Origin of the sequence: Ottowia massiliensis (assembly GCF_900240305.1) — a bacterium.
In the GTDB taxonomy this organism is placed as follows: domain Bacteria; phylum Pseudomonadota; class Gammaproteobacteria; order Burkholderiales; family Burkholderiaceae_C; genus Ottowia; species Ottowia massiliensis.
This window is the reverse complement of the sequence record NZ_LT964854.1, coordinates 2,484,972-2,499,343: the sequence shown is the minus strand read 5'-3', so window position 1 is coordinate 2,499,343 and position 14,372 is coordinate 2,484,972. Positions and strand designations below refer to the sequence as shown.

Genomic DNA, 14,372 nt, shown 5'->3' with positions numbered 1-14,372 from the left:
AGCGCGGGTGTGCTGGCGCTGCGGTAGTCGAGTGCAGGGTTGCATCTTCTACTCGCGGCCCGTTCGTGCCAAACCGCGCTCGCTGGCAGTTTCCGAGTCGGTCACGCCAGTGCCTTCTCCAGAGGGTGCCGCCTGGCATATTCCCGTCCGCTGGCTGTTGCGCGCGGAAATGGTCTTTGGAGGCATCGCCAGTCCCGCCGCAAAAAACCTTTCCGCAAAGCTGCGGCTGACAATCCGCAGACTCTGTGGACCCGTTCCTTTTTTCCACCACCCAAAGGAGAGCTTCAATGGCACACGTTTTCGTTTTTCTCACCACTGGCTTTGAAGAAATCGAGGCCCTGGCCACGGTTGATGTGCTGCGCCGCGCGCAACTGGACGTGCAGACCGTCTCGCTCACGGGCGAGCGGCAGGTGACAGGCGGCCATCAGGTCACGGTGCAGGCCGACGTTCTGTTTGAAATGGCCGATTTCAGCGCCGCGCAAATGCTCGTGGTGCCTGGCGGCACCGTGAAGTACGCCGAGCATGACGGCCTGAAGCAGCGGCTGCTGGCTTTTGCGCAGCAAGGCGGCAAGGTGGCGGCCATTTGCGCCTCTCCTGCACTGTTGGGCGGCATCGGCCTGCTGCAAGGCAAGAGCGCCACTTGCTACCCCGGTTTTGAAGACCGCCTGACTGGCGCGCGCCTGCAGGCGGGCAGCGCCGTGGTTGTCGATGGCCTTGTCACCACGGGCCGAGGCCCCGGCCTGACGCTGGACTTCGCTCTGGCGCTGGTGGAGCAGCTGGCTGGCAAAGGCAAACGCGACGAGGTGGCCGGGCAGCTGCTGCTGGCGCACTGACCGCGCGCGGTTTGGCCCATGAAAAAGGCCGGCAAAGCCCGGCCTTTGAAGAAATCAGCGCGGTTTGCGCTCTTCGGCAGGCGGCTCGTCCGCCTGCGGCTTTTTCTTGTATTTGGGCGGCAGCGCCATGCGCAGGAACAGGCCCGCCATGGCGCCTGCGAGGACGCCAAAGAAAATGCCGATGACCAGCTCGCCTTCAGCGCGGCCATGCGCCCAGCCGACGAGCGCGCCGATGATGATGCCCAGGGCCAGCCAGATTTCAGTTCGCATGGACCAGTGCCTTTCGCTTGCGGATTGGAAAAAGGGGGGAAAAAAACAGATAGCAGGATAGGAAAGCGCGCGGCGGATTATCCGGGCTGCGCGTTCCTTTTTCTGGCTCGCGGCCCCGTTTCCGGCTCTGGCGGCGGGAGCCTGGCGAACCGGGGCGGCCGTTCAGATCCAGTCTTGCGCCTTCACCTTTTCGGATTTGCCGCGCAGGCGGCTCAAGGCGCTCAGGTAGGCCTTGGCGGCGGCGATGACGATGTCCGGATCGGCGCCCACGCCATTGACCACGCGGCCCGCGTGTTGCAGGCGCACGGTGACTTCGCCCTGGCTTTCGGTGGAGCCGCTGGTGATGGCGTTGATGGAAAAAAGCAGCAGTTCCGCGCCGCTGCCCACTTGCGATTCGATGGCTTTGAAGGTGGCGTCCACGGGGCCGTTGCCTTCGGCGCTGGCGCGGCGCTCCTGGCCGTTTTCGGTGAAGACGATGCTGGCGCTGGGGCGCTCGCCGGTTTCGCTGCGCTGGGCCAGGGAGACCAGGCCGTAGGCTTCCTTGCCGGGCGTGACGCTTTCGTCGCTGACCAGCGCGAGGATGTCCTCGTCGAAGATTTCGCTCTTGCGGTCGGCCAGTTCCTTGAATTTGGAGAAAGCCATGTTGATGTCGCTTTCGCTGCCAAAGTGCACGCCCAGCTCGTCCAGGCGCTGCTTGAAGGCGTTGCGGCCGCTGAGCTTGCCGAGCACGATCTTGTTGGCCGTCCAGCCCACGTCTTCGGCGCGCATGATTTCGTAGGTGTCGCGCGCTTTCATCACGCCGTCCTGGTGTATGCCGCTGGCGTGGGCGAAGGCGTTGGCGCCCACCACGGCCTTGTTGGGCTGCACGACAAAGCCGGTGGTCTGGCTGACCATCTTGCTGGCGGCCACGATCTGGCTGGCGTCGATGTCCACTTGCAGGCCGAAGTAGTCGCGCCGCGTGCGCAGCGCCATCACCACTTCTTCCAGCGCGCAGTTGCCGGCGCGCTCGCCCAGGCCGTTGATGGTGCATTCCACTTGCCGCGCGCCGCCTATCTTCACGCCCGCCAGGCTGTTGGCCACGGCCATGCCCAGGTCGTTGTGGCAGTGCACGCTCCAGATGGCCTGGTCGCTGTTGGGCACGCGCTCGCGCAGGTTGCGGATGAACTGGCCAAACAGTTCCGGTATGGCGTAGCCCACGGTGTCGGGCACGTTGATGGTGCGGGCGCCTTCGGCAATGGCCGCTTCAATCACGCGGCAAAGAAAGTCCGGGTCGCTGCGGTAGCCGTCTTCGGGGCTGAATTCCACGTCGGCGCACAGGCTGCGCGCCAGCCGCACCGACTGGCGGGCCTGCTCGAGCACTTGCCCGGGCGTCATGCGCAGTTTTTTCTCCATGTGCAGCGCGCTGGTGGCGATGAAGGTGTGAATGCGCCCGCGCGCAGCACCCTTGAGCGCCTCGGCCGCGCGGGTGATGTCGCGCTCGTTGGCGCGCGAGAGCGAGCAGACGGTGGAGTCTTTCACCGCTTCGGCAATGGCCTTGACGCATTCAAAGTCGCCTTCGCTGGCGGCGGCAAAGCCGGCCTCGATCACGTCCACGCGCAGGCGCTCCAGCTGGCGGGCGATGCGCAGTTTTTCATCGCGCGTCATGCTCGCGCCGGGCGATTGCTCGCCATCGCGCAAGGTGGTGTCAAAAATGATGAGTTGCTCGGTCATGGGTTTTCTCCTTGTAGATGCCGAAAGTTGGAAAAACGCATCCGCCAGACAAAAAAACGGCCCGCTGCGAATGCATGCGGGCCGTTTTGCGGAAATGGGAAAAAAGGATGCGCCGTGGAAAAGCTGCCGTCAGCTTCCCAGGCGCGCGCCCATGCCGCCGCCCGCGCGGGGCGCTAGTAGCAGGCAAAGGGCGCTGTGGAACATGGCGGCGGAATGTAGCACAGCGCTTATCCCGGCTTGCCTGGCCTGGCTTGCACATGCCCGGCGGCTTCAGCCAATCAGAAACGGGCTGCCCGTGACAGGTGTGCTGGGCACGGCGAAATCTTGCTTGGCCATGATGCCCGCCCGGTACGCGGCGCGGCCCGCCTCGATGGCCTGGCGGAAGGCGCCTGCCATGCGCACCGGGTCGGGCGAGTAGCTGATGGCGCTGTTGAGCAGCACGGCGTCAAAGCCCATTTCCATGGCTTGCGCGGCGTGGCTGGGCGCGCCAATGCCCGCGTCGATGATGAGCGTGGCCTCAGGCAGGCGCTCGCGCAGCAGGCGCAGGGCAAAGGGGTTTGTGAGGCCCTGGCCGGAGCCGATGGGCGCGCCCCAGGGCATGAGCAGCGGGCAGCCCGCATCCAGCAGGCGGCGGCAGGTCACCAGATCGTCCGTGCAGTAGGGAAAGACGGTGAAGCCTTCGCGCACGAGTTCGGCGGCGGCGCGCACCAGCTCCTGCGGGTCGGGCTGGAGGGTGTAGTCGTCGCCGATGACTTCCAGCTTGATCCACGGCGTGCCGTACAGCTCGCGCGCCATGTGGGCCAGCTGCACGGCTTCGCGCGCGCTGGCGCAGCCGGCGGTGTTGGGCAGCAGACGCGCGCCGGTTTCGCGCAGGGCCTGGCGCACCATGTCGATAAAGCCGTTGTCGCTGCCGCTGGCCGCCGTCTGGCGCTTCAGGCCCACGGTGACGATCTGGCTGCCTGCGGCGCGCATGGCTTCGCGCAGCACGGCAGGGGACGGGTAGCGGGCGGTGCCCAGAAGAAAGCGGCTGCTGAAGGCGATGTCGCCCACGCGCCAGAGGTCTTGCGGTGTCTGCATGGTGTGTTTTTTGCGTTGCTGATGGAGAAAACCTGTTTGCAATCGGCCCGCAGGCGCGAAAAGCGCGGCGTCGGGCAATTTGCGGCGCCTGATTTTCCGCAGCCGCAATTGCCGCCGTCGCAAGCGGGGGCGTTCATCTCCACGCGTTGCGCCTTCATTCACAAAAGCGCGCGCCTTGTTCGCCAGCGCGAGGGCTGTCTTTAACTAAAACAGGAGCAAATTCAAGGGCTTTGAAACGGCGCTTGCGCCCTTTTCACCAGGACCTCACGCTATCAATCAAGGAGCAAGAAAAGAGAACAAAAATGGCTCTGAAGGCGGCCTTTTTCCGCAAGCCTTTCAGCCCAGCAGCAGCTTGTCGTCGTCCACCGCTTCGCCGCGCACGCGGCTGAACATGGCGAGCAAATCGGGCACGTCCAGCGCGGCGCGCTCGGCGCCGCGAACGTCCAGCACCACCTGCCCCTGATGCAGCATGACGGTGCGCGTGCCGTGGTCCAGCGCCTGGCGCATGGAGTGGGTGACCATGAGCGCCGTCAGGCCCTGGCTTTGCACGATCTGGTCGGTCAGCCGCAGCACGAAGGTGGCGGTTTTGGGATCGAGCGCGGCGGTGTGCTCGTCCAGCAGCAGCAGGCGCGAGGGCTGGAGCGAGGCCATCAGCAGGCTCACGGCCTGCCGCTGCCCGCCAGACAGCAGGCCCATGCGGTCGGTCAGGCGCGCTTCCAGCCCCAGGCCGAGCGTGGCGAGTTTTTCGCGAAACAGCGCGCGCTGGCTGGCGCGCACGGCGCGGCGCAGCAAGTGGCGGCGCTGGCCGCGCTGCCAGGCCAGCGCCAGGTTTTCTTCGATGCTCAGGCTCTCGCAAGTGCCGGCCATGGGGTCCTGGAACACGCGGGCCACTTGCGCGGCGCGCTGCCAGGCGGTTTTGCGGGTGACGTCCTGGCCGTCGATGATGATTTGGCCTTCGTCCACCTTCAAGTCGCCGCTGATGGCGTTCAGAAAAGTGGATTTGCCCGCGCCGTTGCTGCCGATGACGGTGATGAATTCGCCCTCGTCAATGGTCAGGCTCAGGCCCCGCAGCGCGTGGTTTTCGATCACCGTGCCGGGGTTGAAGGTTTTGTGCAATGCCTTGGCTTGGAGCATGGCGTCAGCCCTTTGCTTGCGTTGCGCGGGTGGCTGGTGACGATACGGGCGGCGAAGCAGGCGCGGCGCGGCGCGGCCACAGCCGCGCCTTGATCTTGGGCAGCACCAGCGCCACGGCCACCAGCGTGGCCGTCACCAGGTTCAGGTCTTGCGCTTGCAGGCCGATGAAATCGGCCTCCAGCGCCAGCGCGATGAACAGGCGGTACGCCAGCGCGCCCAGCGCCGTGGCCAGCGTCACCACCCAGATCAGGCGCGCGGGCAGCAGCGTCTCGCCAATGATCACCGCCGCCAGGCCAATGACGATGGTGCCCACGCCCATGGAAACGTCGGCCCCGCCCTGCACTTGCACATACAGCGCGCCGCCCAGCGCAATCAGCGCGTTGGACAGCGCCATGCCCCCCAGCGTGAGCCGCCCCGTGGGCACGCCCTGCGCGCGCGCCATGCGCGGATTGGCCCCCGTGGCCCGCAGCGCCAGCCCCGTTTGCGAGGCAAAAAACCCGTCCAGCCCCAGCTTGACCGCCAGCACCACCAGCCCCAGCGCCAGCGGCCTGGCCCACATGGCGTTGTCATCGGTGAGAAAGGGCGAGAAAACCGAAGGCTCGCCCAGCAACGACAGATTGGGCGCGCCCATGATGCGCAGATTCACCGAATACAGCGCAATCATCGTCAGGATGGAAGCGAGCAGCTGCATGATGCCCAGCCGCACGTAAAGCCAGGCCGTCAGCAGCCCCGCCGCCGCGCCCGCCGCCGCCGCCGCCAGGCAGGCCGGCCCCGGGTTCCAGCCCGCCACGATGAGCACCGCCGCCGTTGCCCCGCCCAGCGGAAAGCTGCCATCGGCCGTGAGATCGGGAAAGTCCAGAATGCGAAACGAGAGCAGCACCCCCAGCGCCACCAGCGCGAAGATGAAGCCCATCTCCAGCGCCCCCATGAAAGAAAACAGCGACATGGCGGCCTTACCTCGGCAGCGGCGCGGCGCCGGTCAGTGAATGGGGCATGGCAAAACTCGTGGGCAAAAGCATGAAAAAGCGCCGCGCCATGAAAAACGCCAGCGGCAAAGGCTGGCGGCGCGCGCGGCAAACAAAAACGGCGCGGATTTTAGGGCGCGGCATGCCCGCGCGGCGTGCGAGAGGGGCCGCAGAAATCAGGGCCTGTTTGCAATCCATCCGTGGGCGCGCAAGCACAAGCCAGAAGCGCAGGCCGGGTGGAAGGCTGCGTCACGGGACCCACACGCCTCATCCGCCCCAGCTTCACCCTGCCCGTTTCAAACACGGCCATTGCAGGCCACAGGCCGCCGGCTCGACGCAGAAGCCGCCTGTTGCCCGGCAGATAACATCAGAAAAAGGAGCAAATCGAAGAGTGTGAAAATGAAGCTTCGCGCAGTTTCCACTAGGACCCTATGCTAGTGATATAGGAGCAAAATACCTGCCTGTCTCCAGCTTGCGCCTGGCCCTTCTTTTCAGAACCTGCTTGCAATCTGACCGTGAGGGTTAAACGGGCTTTACGGCCCAATGGCGCAGCACAGCGAGGATTGGCAACACGCCGCAGACCGCCCGAATCCACGCTTTTTGCGCCCACGGGCAGACGGTAAACAGCCCCCTCAAACCAGCAGCGCCTGCACCAGCGCGGCAGCGGCGTCTTTCTGGGCCGTCAGCGCCTCGGTAATGACGCGGCCAAACTGGATGAAGCCGTGCACCATGCCCCGGTACAGCTCCAGCTGCACGGGCACACCCGCCATGCGCAGTTTGTCGGCGTAGGCCAGGCCTTCATCGACCAGCGGATCGCATTCGGCCAGGGCCAGCCAGGCGGGCGCCACGCCTGCCACGTCGTCATGCAGCAGGGGGGCAAAGCGCCAGTCGGTGCGTTCGTGCGGGGCGATGTAGTTGCCAAATAGCCAGGAAATGGCCGCTTCGGTCAGCGGCGGCGCGTGGCGCAGGCGCTGGTGTGATTCGGTGTCTTGATGCGCCGTTGTGCCGGGGTAGATCAGCAGTTGCAGCGCCAGCGGCAGGCCCTCATCGCGTGCATGGATGGCCGCCACCGCCGCCAGCGTGCCGCCCGCCGAATCGCCCCCCACAGCCAGGCGCGAAGCATCCAGCCCCAGGGCCGCGCCTTCAGCGGCCAGCCAGCGCAGCGCGTCCCACGCGTCATGCACGGCGGTGGGAAAGCGATGCTCGGGCGCCAGGCGATAGTCCAGCGCAAGCACGGCCACGCCGCTTTGCGCAGCCAGCGCGCGGCACAGGCTCTCATGCGTGGCCACGCTGCCCAGCGTGAAGCCGCCGCCATGCAGATACAGCAGGGCGGGCAGCGGCGGCCCTTCTTCAGCCGGGCGGGGTGCGTACAGGCGTGCGTGCAAAGCGGCGCCGTCCCGGGCCGGGATGCGCACATCCTGCACGCGCGGCAGGGGCGCGGGGGCAATGTCCAGCACGCCCGCATTGCGCTCATAAAAGGCGCGCGCCTGTGCAGGCGGCAGGCTTTCGAGGGGCGGGCGGCCTGCACGGCCCATGCGTTCCAGCAGGGCGCGCATGGCAGGGGTAAGTTGACGGGGCAGCACGGTTTCTGAAATCGCGGATGGCGTGGCGGTCATCCGATGATTTTCATGCTCGTCAAAAAAATCGTTTTCCGGAGCGCGCGCGACCCTGCGCTTCATTGGGTTTTGAAGGGCATTTTGTCCGCTTCACATGCAAGCTGCTGAACGGAAAGCGGAACGCGGCCATCAGCTTGCCGGCTCCAGAACAAAATAGATTACCAAAGCATCTTCCATCTGCCCTGGATGCGTTTCCGACATGGCGATGCCGAATATCTTTCTGTTCCACATGAATCCGCTCTCGAACAAGGCAAGAATATTCAAATCATGATCGAACAATTCCGGCCCATCAAAGGGCAACGATTTGCTGCCATGTTCGATCACCCAATTGGAAAAGTTTTTTCTGATCATGTCGGGAGTCGCATCCGCCGCTACTTTGAAAAAGCGCGGCGGATATTCCGAACTGACATGATATTGGCTTGAAACGAAGTCGCGCACATGCTGCTTCAGCGCACGGGCTTGAGGCAGGTCTTCAGAGGCCGGGCTGGAATAGGCTGGCGCAGGAAATGATGACAGAAAATTTTCAGCGGCATGAGAGGTCAGCATGGCTACGCTCCACAAGAAAAGAAAAAAAACGGCCCCAAAGCCAATGGAGCCGCATGAACATCTGCCAATGATTTTCATAATATCCTGGACATAAATATGGGCTGAAGCGCCAACCTATTCAACCCCCAATTTCGAATCCCCAGTGTTCGCCAGGAAGCGACGACGTGGTTCCGCTGGCATGGAGGTCGCTCAGCTTGACCTCAATTTCCGCGTTGGAAGAGTCGATTCCTTCGCCATCATTATTATTGGCCCAGGGATTGCGAACCGTTACCATGATTTCGCCATTGGCATCCTTTCGGATGCCTGTTACCATATAGGCATGATTATCGGCTAAATTATCTTTCTTGCCCATGATCTGATCAAGAAGCGACTCGCCATGAACGCTCAGGGTCACAGGCTTGCCTTCAGCAAGCGCTCCCGACACCTTCTGGTAAACGGCTTCCTGCTGCAATTTTGGATAGCCATCAAGAATTGATCCAAAACCGCTGGAAAACGACACCGTATGGGACTCTTTTCCTGTAACAGTAAACATTGCGTCGCCAGGCCAGCCGCCTTCTCCAATTTTGTCGAAGCCTTCCTTCAGTCCATCCGCAGGATTGCTGTCATTCATTTTGGCATAGGCCGTCTCCAGTACCATGGGCCATGCGGCTCCATTCTTGCAGACACTGTTGTCAATCGTGCTGCCACCCTTGCGGCTCAGGTTGTAGTTCAGTTCTGCCTGCGTCACATTGATGTACACCTCTTTTGTTTCCACATGGAAGCCGACAAGCTCCTTTTTGTACATTCTGACAGTAAATGACTTGGTAGCGGGATCGTAGGATATTGAATCCTTGATGGCCTGGGGATTTTTTTCGGCAATGGAACCGATGGCGCTCAAAAAATAGCAATCACCAATCGAATCTTGCTGGATATCTACCGCCCGGGGAGTGCCCTCGCTCCCTGGGGAGAATAATTTTCCGTTATAAAGGTTCTTATCATCAAATTGCCGCCTCATCGGACAAAAATCCGGCGGCAGTTTGGCGCAATCACCAATGATTGGATTGATGCGGCTGGCAGCATCTTTCTGGGCAAACATCGCGGCAGAAATGCCGGACAAATTAACTGAAACAGCCATGACGATCTCCTTTCAAGAAAAATGGAGTCTTGTTTATACAGCCGCCATGCGCTTGTGCCTAGCTGGTGCGAACCCCTAGGTAACAGCCGTCCATAAGGGTAACTATTCAGGGGTAACTATGCATTTTCTTGATTGGTGTCAATGTTTTGCGCCCATACGCGGGTCTATATGTAATTTGAAATGTATGTAATATTTTATATCACTGGAACGGGCGCCACTTCAATCAACCGTTCAATTCATTTTTGCTGGCTCTTGCGGCGGCTCTTCGGGCGGTGTTTCGTGATAAGGCCGCGCAGGCACAGCCACTTGCTGCGAGCCGGCGCGCCATTGGCGCAGGGCGCGCTGAAATAGCAGGCTGTTGGGCACTTTCAGCACGGTGCCTTCGCGGCCATTGCCGCTTTCCTCGAGCGTGGTGTAGATCAGGTTGATGTCTATCACGCGGCCTTTGAGGCCGGATTTTTCGCCGTTTTCAAGCACTTCGATGCGGTCATTCAGCCTGAATATGCCGGTGGTGAATATCAGCAGCGAACAAAAAATGTTGGACAGCACGCTCCACGCGGCAAAAAAGGCCACGGCGGCCACGGCGGCAAAGCCAGTGAAGGCGCTCCAGAGCACCGCGCCCGATACGCCCAGGCGCTCCAGCGCCAGCAGCCAGGCGCTGCCATACACCACGAAAGTGAGCAGGCGGCGGGTGATGAAGTTGAATTCGGCGGGCAGGCGGTAGCGCTCGGCCACGCGGTTCGTCACGCGCCGCAGCAGCCTTTGAAGCAGCACGGCGCCAATGGCGATCAGCAGAATTTGCAGCAGCGGCAGCAGGCCCCGCATCCACTCCCGCAGCGAAGCGGGCAAGGTGGCGAGGTATTCATTCCAGAGGTGGGTCATTGCTTGTGTCGATGAGGTATTCGCCAACGCGGCGCGCGGCGGCTTTTTCTGCCAGGCGGCGGATTGTCAGGCTGCGGCGCAAAAAACGGTGCGCAGCGTAGCCTGGCCCGCCTGCCCGCCTTGGCGCGCGCTTGCTGGCGCAGCAGCGCCAGCAGCACATCCCACACGCCGCGCTGACGCCAGCGGGCAAAGGTATTTGCAGACCTGTGGTAGTCCCAGGGTAGCGCTCGCCACTGGCTAAGGACAACCTCTGAATGACCCCCGGCCTTGCCATGTTGCTGGGCGTATAAGTTTTGTGCGATGACGCTTGTGATCTTCAAGCGCTGCGGCAGCTTGGTGGAGCTGCGCGGATCGCGAGCGGTTTTTCTGGCGCACGCTGAAAGCGCGTCATGCGTTTTACAAAGCCTGCCACGGCCAGCCGTGCAGGCGCACGGCACAATGGGGCGCTTGATGGTGCGCTGGGCCGTGCGTGCGTTTCTGCGGCCTGCTGCGCCGCCTATCCCACTTTCGCAGGAGATTTCTGAATGACAAAAACCGTCGCCGATGTCATGAAGCTGGTGAGCGAAAACGAATGCAAGTTCGTTGATTTGCGCTTCACCGACACGCTGGGCAAAGAGCACCACACCAGCGTGCCCGTTTCGGCCTTTGATGAAGACAAATTCAGCGATGGACATGCCTTTGACGGCTCTTCCATCGCGGGCTGGAAGGGCATCGAAGCGTCTGACATGCTGCTCATGCCCGATCCGGCCACCGCCTTCATCGACCCCTTCTTTGAAGAACCCACGCTCGTGCTCACCTGCGACGTGCTGGAGCCTGATGACTGCAAGGCTTATGACCGCGACCCGCGCTCCATCGCCCGCCGCGCCGAGGCGTACCTGAAAGCCAGCGGCGTGGGCGACACGGCCTATTTCGGCCCCGAGCCGGAGTTTTTCGTGTTTGACGACGTGCGCTGGAGCGCCGAGCCGAACCACACTTTCTACAAAGTGGACTCCTACCAGGCGCCATGGAACAGCGGCACTGACATGGAAGGCGGCAACTTCGGCCATCGCCCCTGCGTCAAGGGCGGCTACTTTCCCGTGCCGCCCGTGGACGGCGCGCAAGACATGCGCGCGCAAATGGTGCTGATTCTCGAAGAGCTGGGCATCCCCGTGGAAGTGTTCCACCACGAAGTGGGCGGCGCGGGGCAAATGGAAATCGGCACCCGCTTCAGCACGCTGGTCGAGCGCGCCGACTGGACGCAGCGCATGAAATACGTCATCTGGAACGTGGCCAGCGCCTATGGCAAAACCGCCACCTTCATGCCCAAGCCCTACCACGGCGACAACGGCAGCGGCATGCACGTGCACCAGTCCATCTGGAAAGGCGGGCGCAACCTGTTTGCGGGCAACGGCTACGCGGGCCTGTCAGACGATGCGCTCTACTACATCGGCGGCATCATCCAGCACGCGCGTGCGCTCAACGCCATCACCAACCCCACCACCAACAGCTACAAGCGCCTGGTGCCGCACTTTGAAGCGCCCGTGAAGCTGGCCTACTCGGGCCGCAACCGCTCCGCCGCCATCCGCATCCCGCACGTCAGCAGCGACAAGGCGCGCCGTGTGGAAGCGCGTTTCCCCGACCCCATGGCCAACCCCTACCTGTGCTTTGCCGCTTTGCTGATGGCGGGGCTGGACGGCATCGAAAACAAAATCCACCCCGGCGAAGCCGCCACCAAAGACCTCTACCACCTGCCGCCTGAAGAAGACCGCCTGGTGCCCACCGTGTGCCACAGCCTTGACCAGGCGCTTCAGGCGCTGGATGCCGACCGCGCCTTCCTCACCAAGGGCGGCGTTTTCACCAACAGCATGCTCGATGCCTTCATCGAGCTGAAAATGCTTGAAGTCAATCGCGTGCGCGTGCAAGTCAATCCTGTGGAATACGACATGTATTTCTCGCTCTGAAAACCTGTTCAAGGTCCGTTCAAGGGCACGAAAAGCGCGGCCAGGCCCTGAGCGGGTTCTGGCGCGCTCCGGCTGCGCCCCAGCCGCGCAGGGAAAGGGCAGCGCCAAGGACGGCCCGCGCCGTCCTTTCCCTTTTACAAATTTCCGGCTTGTTGAAACAGGCTGTATCAACGATACTTTGTGAATTCCCTCATTCGAGATGAAGGCCGCACCCATGAAACAACCCATTGCATCTGCCTGTTTTCTTGCCGCTCTGGCCTGCGCCGCCATGGCCGCAGCGCCAGCTGCCGCGCAAGACCGCATCTACCGCTGCGGCAATGAGTACACCAACGGCAAGGTGGACAAGCGCAAGGACTGCAAGCTGATCGAAGGCGGCAACGTAACAGTCATCAGCGGCTATCGCGCCCCCGGCAATGCCGCCCCGCGCGCCAGCGGCGGTGGCGGCAGCAGCAGTGGCGGCGGCAGCGCATCCGCCGCTCCCCGCAATGATTCGCCTGCCCAGCGCGCGCGCGATGCCGATGCGCGCGCCATTCTTGAAAACGAGCTGCAACGCGCCGAGAGCGTGCAGGCCCAGCTGGAGCGCGAATACAACAATGGCCAGCCAGAAAAGAATGCGATTGAAATGCGCAACCCCGCCTTCTATAACGACCGCGTCAGCAAGATGAAAGACGCCATTGACCGCAACAAGAGCGACATCGAAGGCATACGCCGCGAATTGGCGCGCTTCCAGAAAGGCTCGTGATGCCGGCTCATTGAAACGCCCTTGGCAAACGCCCGGAGAATCATCAGATTCGAAGGGCGTTTTTTCATGCCCTTTCGCCTGTTGTGCGGCGTCCTCCCCGGACGAATATCGCAGTTTGCAAGCCAGAGAAAGAAAGCGCCCGGGTGCATTCAATCGGCGGCTGGCGAAGTCATCACGGAGCAAGAGCGCTTCCAGAGTGGAAGAAACTGCCCGGATGGCTGCCGTAAAAGCACTTGCCAGCTAGAGAGCAGAAGGCGCGGCATGAAGGAGGCAACAAGCAAGGCGGATTAACAGCATTGGCTCCAATCTTTATATTGCATAGCATCCCCGCCATTCTGAGGCAGTATTTTGATTGCGCGTTTTCTAACGGTTTTTATATGGCAACGGGGCGGCAATTCAAAGGGGGATAACTTCATGGCCAGCATAACGGCTAGCGCGCCTGAACAGGATTATCGCGCCGATAATAAAGCGCATTTTCGCGTGCATGAGCTATGCAAGAACCTGGAACAAGCTGCTTATTAACCCAAATGCGCTATATAGACAGACCCGTTTTATTTTTATGGTGCTTCTCCTGTGCTGTATGGAGAGGAAGAAATCAGGAAAAGAAGGCAGGACTGCGCGGCGGGTCTGGCAAAGCTGCTGCGGCAGCTGGATGGGCAATCACAAAAGAGGAGCGAATTTGGGGATACCAAAAAGGCGCTCGCGCCCATTTGACTAGGACGTATAGCTATAAATAGAGGAGCGAAATTCGAGCCGAGAATAAGCCATTGAATGCGTCTGGCGCTTCGCCATGCCTGCGCGCGTGATGGTCTGGCTGCGCTGGATAGCGGGACGGCTGGAAAAGAAAAGGGCTGCTTTCAGACAGCCCTTTTTCATGTGGTGAGACGCATCACGCGCCGCCGCTGCCTTGCTGGAGCGCGCGTTCGCGTTCGCGCATCTGTACGCAGACGGCGTGCCGGCCCATGCCCGGCTTGCTGCATTCCTGTTGCAGGCAGAGGGAGCGGGCCAGGAACTGACGGCCTGCGCAGGCTTGTGCGGGGGTGGGCGGGGGCGGCGCAACGGGTGTGGGAGCTGCCGCAGGCGGCGGCTCAGGCAGAGGGGCGGCGGCGTGCGCGGGCGCCGTGGCAGGCTTGGGCGCGGCTGCCCGGCGGTTGCCTGGCGGCAGGGTTTTGCGGCGCTCAAGGCGGGCAGCCGGCTGAGCATGAGCCGTAGCGGCAGGCGTTTCGACGGCAGGCGCAGGGGCCTGCTCTTCGTCGGCGGCTTGGCTGGCGGTTTCGCCGTTTGCTGGCGAAGGTGCGGCGCTGTCGTCAGGTGCAGGTGTGTCTGGCGTGGCTGCGTCTTCAGGCGCCGGGCTGGGCGCGGGTTCGGGAGCAGGCGTTTGTGCGGCGGGAGCAGGCGCGGGCGGCGGAGGGGGCGTGGCCTGCGTCTTATAAACACCCGACGCTGCCCACGGACCTTCGCGCTTTGCTCTCCGTTGCCTCCGGCCGCTGTAAATGAACAAACCCTTCTTCCTATGCGTTTCCTTCCGTCACTTCCCTGACCA

The 14,372-nt window shown here is 62.4% G+C and carries 13 protein-coding genes; 3 read left to right on the top strand and 10 right to left on the bottom strand.

The window, feature by feature from the left end; genetic code table 11:
• Window positions 1-287: 287 nt before the first annotated feature.
• Window positions 288-833: a DJ-1 family glyoxalase III gene (locus C1720_RS11190; RefSeq protein ID WP_102284254.1), complete on the top strand. Its 546-nt coding sequence runs from the start codon at window positions 288-290 to the stop codon at window positions 831-833.
• Between the two features lie 54 nt (window positions 834-887).
• Here C1720_RS11190 and C1720_RS11185 read toward each other — a convergent pair whose 3' ends face one another.
• The 9 genes from C1720_RS11185 to C1720_RS11140 all read right to left on the bottom strand — a co-directional run bounded on the left by C1720_RS11185 (window position 888) and on the right by C1720_RS11140 (window position 10,147).
• Window positions 888-1,103: a hypothetical protein gene (locus tag C1720_RS11185; RefSeq protein ID WP_050714295.1), complete on the bottom strand. Its 216-nt coding sequence runs from the start codon at window positions 1,101-1,103 to the stop codon at window positions 888-890.
• Window positions 1,104-1,265: 162 nt separating this feature from the next.
• Window positions 1,266-2,813 carry a 2-isopropylmalate synthase gene (locus C1720_RS11180; protein WP_102284253.1) on the bottom strand — a complete coding sequence of 516 codons (1,548 nt, stop codon included), beginning with the start codon at window positions 2,811-2,813 and terminating at the stop codon, window positions 1,266-1,268.
• 270 nt (window positions 2,814-3,083) lie between these two features.
• Window positions 3,084-3,890, bottom strand: a complete 807-nt coding sequence (locus C1720_RS11175; RefSeq protein ID WP_050714297.1) for a thiazole synthase — start codon at window positions 3,888-3,890, stop codon at window positions 3,084-3,086.
• Between the two features lie 336 nt (window positions 3,891-4,226).
• Window positions 4,227-5,024: an ABC transporter ATP-binding protein gene (locus tag C1720_RS11170; protein WP_102284252.1), complete on the bottom strand. Its 798-nt coding sequence runs from the start codon at window positions 5,022-5,024 to the stop codon at window positions 4,227-4,229.
• A 4-nt stretch (window positions 5,025-5,028) separates the two neighbouring features.
• Entirely contained in the window at window positions 5,029-5,970 is a 942-nt protein-coding gene (locus C1720_RS11165) for an ABC transporter permease (RefSeq protein WP_102284251.1), read from the bottom strand.
• A gap of 651 nt (window positions 5,971-6,621) precedes the next feature.
• On the bottom strand, window positions 6,622-7,605 hold the full coding sequence (locus tag C1720_RS11155) for an alpha/beta hydrolase (protein ID WP_439650759.1): 984 nt from the start codon (window positions 7,603-7,605) through the stop codon (window positions 6,622-6,624).
• A gap of 129 nt (window positions 7,606-7,734) precedes the next feature.
• Window positions 7,735-8,151: a hypothetical protein gene (locus tag C1720_RS11150; protein WP_146007004.1), complete on the bottom strand. Its 417-nt coding sequence runs from the start codon at window positions 8,149-8,151 to the stop codon at window positions 7,735-7,737.
• A gap of 118 nt (window positions 8,152-8,269) precedes the next feature.
• The gene (locus C1720_RS11145; protein ID WP_102284248.1) at window positions 8,270-9,265 is read right to left on the bottom strand and encodes a C2 family cysteine protease; all 996 of its coding nucleotides are present in this window, start codon (window positions 9,263-9,265) and stop codon (window positions 8,270-8,272) included.
• Window positions 9,266-9,496: 231 nt separating this feature from the next.
• Window positions 9,497-10,147, bottom strand: a complete 651-nt coding sequence (locus tag C1720_RS11140) for a mechanosensitive ion channel family protein (protein WP_102284247.1) — start codon at window positions 10,145-10,147, stop codon at window positions 9,497-9,499.
• 524 nt (window positions 10,148-10,671) lie between these two features.
• Here C1720_RS11140 and glnA point away from each other — a divergent pair.
• Window positions 10,672-12,087, top strand: coding sequence for a type I glutamate--ammonia ligase (gene glnA, locus C1720_RS11125; RefSeq protein WP_102284244.1), 1,416 nt, complete (start codon window positions 10,672-10,674; stop codon window positions 12,085-12,087).
• A 214-nt stretch (window positions 12,088-12,301) separates the two neighbouring features.
• The gene (locus C1720_RS11120) at window positions 12,302-12,829 is read left to right on the top strand and encodes a hypothetical protein (RefSeq protein WP_233199952.1); all 528 of its coding nucleotides are present in this window, start codon (window positions 12,302-12,304) and stop codon (window positions 12,827-12,829) included.
• 889 nt (window positions 12,830-13,718) lie between these two features.
• Here C1720_RS11120 and C1720_RS11115 read toward each other — a convergent pair.
• Window positions 13,719-14,330 carry a hypothetical protein gene (locus tag C1720_RS11115; protein ID WP_102284243.1) on the bottom strand — a complete coding sequence of 204 codons (612 nt, stop codon included), beginning with the start codon at window positions 14,328-14,330 and terminating at the stop codon, window positions 13,719-13,721.
• Between the last annotated feature and the right edge of the window lie 42 nt (window positions 14,331-14,372).

Excerpts from the sequence above, each read along its gene's own strand:
- C1720_RS11190 (WP_102284254.1), top strand. The coding sequence starts at position 288 with ATGGCACACGTTTTCGTTTTTCTCACCACTGGCTTTGAAGAAATCGAG.
- C1720_RS11185 (WP_050714295.1), bottom strand. The coding sequence starts at position 1,103 with ATGCGAACTGAAATCTGGCTGGCCCTGGGCATCATCATCGGCGCGCTC.
- C1720_RS11180 (WP_102284253.1), bottom strand. The coding sequence starts at position 2,813 with ATGACCGAGCAACTCATCATTTTTGACACCACCTTGCGCGATGGCGAG.
- C1720_RS11175 (WP_050714297.1), bottom strand. The coding sequence starts at position 3,890 with ATGCAGACACCGCAAGACCTCTGGCGCGTGGGCGACATCGCCTTCAGC.
- C1720_RS11170 (WP_102284252.1), bottom strand. The coding sequence starts at position 5,024 with ATGCTCCAAGCCAAGGCATTGCACAAAACCTTCAACCCCGGCACGGTG.
- C1720_RS11165 (WP_102284251.1), bottom strand. The coding sequence starts at position 5,970 with ATGTCGCTGTTTTCTTTCATGGGGGCGCTGGAGATGGGCTTCATCTTC.
- C1720_RS11155 (WP_439650759.1), bottom strand. The coding sequence starts at position 7,605 with ATGACCGCCACGCCATCCGCGATTTCAGAAACCGTGCTGCCCCGTCAA.
- C1720_RS11150 (WP_146007004.1), bottom strand. The coding sequence starts at position 8,151 with ATGCTGACCTCTCATGCCGCTGAAAATTTTCTGTCATCATTTCCTGCG.
- C1720_RS11145 (WP_102284248.1), bottom strand. The coding sequence starts at position 9,265 with ATGGCTGTTTCAGTTAATTTGTCCGGCATTTCTGCCGCGATGTTTGCC.
- C1720_RS11140 (WP_102284247.1), bottom strand. The coding sequence starts at position 10,147 with ATGACCCACCTCTGGAATGAATACCTCGCCACCTTGCCCGCTTCGCTG.
- glnA (WP_102284244.1), top strand. The coding sequence starts at position 10,672 with ATGACAAAAACCGTCGCCGATGTCATGAAGCTGGTGAGCGAAAACGAA.
- C1720_RS11120 (WP_233199952.1), top strand. The coding sequence starts at position 12,302 with ATGAAACAACCCATTGCATCTGCCTGTTTTCTTGCCGCTCTGGCCTGC.